General features: G+C 66.3%; 7 protein-coding genes. 6 read left to right on the forward strand and 1 reads right to left on the reverse strand.

Annotated features, from left to right (window positions below):
* Nucleotides 1-93: 93 nt before the first annotated feature.
* The 6 genes from AO057_RS09160 to AO057_RS09185 all read left to right on the forward strand — a co-directional run bounded on the left by AO057_RS09160 (nucleotide 94) and on the right by AO057_RS09185 (nucleotide 4,572).
* Nucleotides 94-978, forward strand: coding sequence for a branched-chain amino acid ABC transporter permease (locus AO057_RS09160; RefSeq protein WP_057675337.1), 885 nt, complete (start codon nucleotides 94-96; stop codon nucleotides 976-978).
* A gap of 9 nt (nucleotides 979-987) precedes the next feature.
* Nucleotides 988-1,971 carry a branched-chain amino acid ABC transporter permease gene (locus tag AO057_RS09165; protein WP_057675338.1) on the forward strand — a complete coding sequence of 328 codons (984 nt, stop codon included), beginning with the start codon at nucleotides 988-990 and terminating at the stop codon, nucleotides 1,969-1,971.
* Nucleotides 1,968-2,714 carry an ABC transporter ATP-binding protein gene (locus AO057_RS09170; RefSeq protein ID WP_057675339.1) on the forward strand — a complete coding sequence of 249 codons (747 nt, stop codon included), beginning with the start codon at nucleotides 1,968-1,970 and terminating at the stop codon, nucleotides 2,712-2,714. The genes AO057_RS09165 and AO057_RS09170 overlap by 4 nt, the downstream gene beginning before the upstream one ends.
* An 8-nt stretch (nucleotides 2,715-2,722) precedes the next feature.
* Nucleotides 2,723-3,427 (forward strand): ABC transporter ATP-binding protein, encoded by a 705-nt coding sequence (locus AO057_RS09175; RefSeq protein WP_057675340.1) that lies wholly within the window; start codon nucleotides 2,723-2,725, stop codon nucleotides 3,425-3,427.
* Nucleotides 3,428-3,469: 42 nt separating this feature from the next.
* The gene (locus AO057_RS09180) at nucleotides 3,470-4,117 is read left to right on the forward strand and encodes a DedA family protein (RefSeq protein ID WP_057675341.1); all 648 of its coding nucleotides are present in this window, start codon (nucleotides 3,470-3,472) and stop codon (nucleotides 4,115-4,117) included.
* Between the two features lie 128 nt (nucleotides 4,118-4,245).
* Entirely contained in the window at nucleotides 4,246-4,572 is a 327-nt protein-coding gene (locus AO057_RS09185) for an AGE family epimerase/isomerase (RefSeq protein WP_240480758.1), read from the forward strand.
* On the opposite strand, the gene AO057_RS09190 is transcribed toward AO057_RS09185, so the two are convergent.
* The coding region (locus tag AO057_RS09190) for a SirB2 family protein (protein WP_205630012.1) at nucleotides 4,569-4,848 on the reverse strand (280 nt) is incomplete at its 5' end. The genes AO057_RS09185 and AO057_RS09190 overlap by 4 nt on opposite strands.

The following is a 4,848-nucleotide window of genomic DNA, read 5'->3' on the forward strand; positions in this document are numbered from 1 at the left end:
GGTCACAAGGTCTCGACCTGATCCACGGCGCTTCGTCCCCCTCCCGCGGCGCGTGTGCGCCGCGGGGTTTTCTGGTCCCACCGAAGAACCCGAATGCTTGATATATCGCCGCAACTGTTTGCCCTGCAGTTGATGACCGGCATCGCACTGGGCGCCATCTATGCCCTGCTGGCGATCGGCCTGTCGCTGATCTTCGGCATGCTGACCGTGGTGAACTTCGCCCACGGCGCCTTCTTCATGGTGGGCGCCTTCCTCGGCGTCTACTTCCTCGGGATCACCGGCAATTTCTGGTTCAGCCTGCTGCTGGTGCCGCTGGCCACCGGCGCCATCGGCCTGGTGTGCGAGCGCTTCCTGGTGCGCCCGCTCTACGGCCGCGGCATCGACTACCCGCTGCTGCTGACCTTCGGCCTGTCCTACGTGCTGATCGACGTGATGCGCTTCGCCTTCGGCATCGAAGGCCTGCCCAGTTCCACGCCGGCCGCGCTGCGCGGCTCGGTCTCGCTGGGCTTCGGGCATTTCCCGCTGTACCGCCTGTTCCTGATCGGCGCCACGGCGGCCATCGTGCTGGCGCTGTGGCTGTTCATCGAGAAGACACGCTACGGCCTGATCATCCGCGCCGGCTCGCGCGACCCGGAGATCGTGCGCGTGCTGGGCATCGACATCTCGCGCGTCTGGCTGCTGGTGTTCGGCATCGGCACGGCGATCGCCGGCCTGTCGGGCCTGCTGGCCGCGCCCACGCGCGCCGTCAATCCCGAGATGGGCATCCCCATCCTGGCCGAGTCCTTTGTCGTCACGGTGGTGGGCGGCATGGGCTCGCTGCCCGGGGCGGTGGTGGCCGGCCTGCTGGTGGGCATCGTGTTCGCGATGACCTCGCTGGTGGCGCCCGAGTACGCCGAACTCTCCATCTTCGTCCTGATGGCCGTGGTCCTGCTGATCCGCCCGCAGGGCTTTTTCGGCAAGGCCGGACTGATGAGCTGACCGAGCACCATGAACAAGACCCTGATCTCTTTCCTCACGCTGGCGCGGCAGCACCGGGTGGCTTCGGCCCTGCTGTTCCTGCTGGTCTTCCCCTTCCTGATGCCCTACGACGCGCTGTCGGTCAACATCCTGATCTTCGGCCTCTACGCGGTGGGCTTCAACCTGCTGTTCGGCTACACCGGCATGCTGTCCTTCGGGCACGCGGCCTTCCTTGGGGTCGGCTCCTATCTGGCCGGCATCGCGGTGGTGCATGCGGGCTGGCCCTGGTGGGCGGCCATCCTGGCGGGCGTGGCCTCCTCGGCCCTGGTCGGGCTGCTGATCGGCTTCCTGGCCATCCGCACGCGCGGCATCTACTTCTCCATGGTCACGCTGGCCCTGGGCCAGATCGTCTACTACGCCTTTTACAAGGCCGATTACTGGACCGGCGGCGAGAACGGCCTGCGCGGCGTGAAGGTGGAGTTCATCGAGCTGCCGGGCCTCTCCATCGACTTCCTCAACCCGCTCAACAAGTACTACGTGATCTACGCCTTCGTGGCGCTGGCGCTGTGGTTCCTCTCGCGCGTGCTGAGTTCGCCCTTCGGCGCCGTGATCGAGGCCATCCGCGAGAACGAGAAGCGCGCCGCCGCCTGCGGCTACGACGTGGCGCGCGCCAAGCTGCTGGTCTTCGTGCTCTCGGCCGGTATCTGCGGCCTGGCGGGCACGCTGCGCGCGCTGCACCTGTCCATCGTGCCGATCGACTCGCTGCACTACCTGCAGTCGGGCCAGGCCGTGATGATGTGCCTGCTGGGCGGCATGGGCACCTTCTTCGGCCCCTTCGTCGGCGCTGCGGTCTTCCTCTACCTGGAGGACGTGATCACCAACCTCACGCGCTACTGGATGGGCGTGGTGGGCCTGGTCTTCATGGTCTTCGTGCTGTTCTTCCCCAAGGGCCTGTGGGGCACGCTGCTGCACCAGCTGGAGCGCTGGCAGCGCCGCCAGGGAGGTGCCGCATGAGTGCGACCCCCATCCTCGAAGTGCGCCACGCCTCGCGTTTTTATGGCAAGTTCAAGGCGCTCAGCGATGTGAGCGTGTCCTTCCGCGCCGGTGAACTCACGGCCATCATCGGGCCCAACGGCGCCGGCAAGAGCACCTTCTTCAACGTGATCAGCGGCGGCGTGCCGCCGAGCGCCGGGCAGGTGCTGTTCCAGGGGCAGGACATCACGGGCATCGCCCCGCACGAGTTTGCCCGCCTCGGCATTGCCAAGAGCTTCCAGATCACCAACGTCTTCAAGCACCTGAGCGCGCACGAGAACGTGCGGGTGGCGCTGCAGATGCAGACCACGCGCTTCCAGCTGCTGCGACCGCGCAGCCATTACCGCGAACTGATTGAACGGGCCGACGCCCTGCTGGCGCGCGTGGGCCTGCAGGCCTGCCGCGACAAGCTCGCCGGCGACCTGGCCCATGGCCAGCAGCGCTCGCTGGAAGTGGCCATGGCCCTGGCCTGCGAGCCCAAGCTCTTGCTGATGGACGAGCCCACCGCCGGCATGTCGCCCGAGGAGACGCTGGTGATGATGGACCTGATCCGCCGGCTGGCGCAGGAGCGCACCGTGATCCTGGTCGAGCACAAGATGAAGATGGTGATGGGCCTGTGCAATCGCCTTATCGTGCTGCACCACGGCGAGCTGCTGGTGGATGGCACGCCCGAGGAGATCCGCAACAACGCCGAGGTCAAGCGCGTGTACCTAGGACAAGGTTAAGGAAGATCATGCTGAAAGTGCAACAACTCAATGCCTGGTACGACCACAGCCATGTGATCCAGGGCCTGGATTTCGAGGTGCGTCCCGGCGAGATCGTCACCCTCATGGGGCGCAACGGTGCGGGCAAGACCAGCACGCTGCGCACCATCATGGGCCTGGTGGGCAAGTGCCGCGGCCAGGTGGTGTTCGATGGCCATGAGCTGCTGGGCCAGCCGCCGCACGTGCGTTTCCACCATGGCCTGGCCTATGTGCCCGAGGAACGGCGCATCGTGCCGGGCCTGACCGTGCTGGAGAACCTGCAGCTCGGCCTGCTGGCCAGCCCGCGCCGCGGCGAGATGAGTGCCATGATCGACGAGATCGCCGAGACCTTCCCGCGCCTGAAGGAGCGCCTGCACCAGGAGGGCACTTCGCTCTCCGGCGGCGAGCAGCAGATGCTGGCGATCGCCCGCGCCATGATGGCCAAGCCGCGCATGATCCTGCTGGACGAGCCGTCCGAGGGCATCATGCCGCTGCTGGTGCACGAGATGTTCCAGCTCTTCGTGCGCATGAAACAGGCCGGCACCACCATCCTGCTGGTGGAGCAGAACGTGGAGCGTGCGCTGTCGATCTCCGACCGGGCCTACATCCTGGACCAGGGCCGGATCGTGCACCAGGGGGATGCGCAGGCCTTGCTGGAGAACGCCGAGATCCAGGAACGCTACTGCGCGGTCTGAGCCCGCCGCAGACCGGGCGGCAGGCGGGGATAATCGTCCCCCATGGAACTTCTTACCTTTCTGATCGATTTCATCCTGCACGTGGACAAGCACCTGGAGGTGTTCGTGCAGAACTACGGCGCCTGGGTCTATGCGCTGCTGTTCCTGATCGTCTTCGTCGAGACCGGCGTGGTGGTCATGCCCTTCCTGCCGGGTGACTCGCTGCTTTTCGTGGTGGGGGCGCTGGCCGGGGCCGGGCTGCTGAACTTTCCGCTGGCCGTGGCCGTGCTGCTGGCGGCGGCCGTGCTGGGGGACCAGTGCAACTATTCCATCGGGCGCTATTTCGGCCCCAAGGTGTTCCAGTGGGAGGACTCGCGCTTTTTCAACAAGCGCGCCTTCCAGCGCGCGCACGATTTCTACGAGACCTACGGCGGCATCACCATCATCCTGGCGCGTTTCATGCCCTTCCTGCGCACCTTCGTGCCCTTTGTCGGCGGCGTGGCCGAGATGAGCCGCGTGAAGTTCACGCTCTACAACATCGTGGGCGCGGTGATCTGGGTGCTGGGTATCTGCACGGCGGGTTATTTCCTGGGCAGCCTGCCCTGGGTCAAGGCCAATCTGGACAAGATCATCTGGGCCATGATCCTGATTCCCGGCCTGGTCGTGATCTACGGCAGCTGGAAGGCGCACCGGCAGTCGCGCAGCAGCTGAGCAGGCGCCCACAGGTGGATGAATGACCAGCTTGCCGGTTGTGGCCGGCTGTGTGCATCATTGCACCAGGGAGTGTGTTCCAGCCGGCTGCCACAAGGCCGGCCCCCAGTCAGCAGGAAGGTGCAGACATGCCACGCAAGAAAGCCGAAGCCGGCAGCCACGAGACGCCCAGCATGAAGGCGGTGCCCGAGGCTGCGGAAGTCCTGGTGGGGCAGGTGCTCAAGCGCCCCGGCGGCTACTACTGGAGCCTGACGGACGGCGGGCGGGAATTCGGCCCTTACGACAGTTTCGATGAAGCCCAGGCCGACATGGAGGCGGCGGCGGACCTCGAAGCCCCTGAGCCCGGCGAGAGCCTGCAGGAGGCCGAAAGCGAGCTGGGCATCGCCGACTGGATCGACCCCGAAACCGGCGAACCCGCCGAGGGGATGTCACCCCCCCATCTCGATAACGACTAGAACCTGGTGAACACGCCCCAGGGCGAGTGGGTCAGCGCCACCGAGACCATGAAGCCGTAGCAGGCCAGCGCGCCGATGTAGCACAGCGCCTTGGCTTCCCGCCGTCGCGCGTACTTGAGCGCGAGCATGCCCAGACCGATATAGAGCAGGAGCACGACGAGCTTGACCTGCAGCCAGGGCGTGACCAGGGGGTTGAGGCGCAGTTCCCACAGCAGCCGCAGGGCCGCGGCGAGCAGGCCGGTGTCGATGATGGCGCTGACCCGCCCCCGCACCGGG

The sequence above is a fragment of the Curvibacter sp. PAE-UM genome, from assembly GCF_001432305.1.
In the GTDB taxonomy this organism is placed as follows: domain Bacteria; phylum Pseudomonadota; class Gammaproteobacteria; order Burkholderiales; family Burkholderiaceae_C; genus Hylemonella.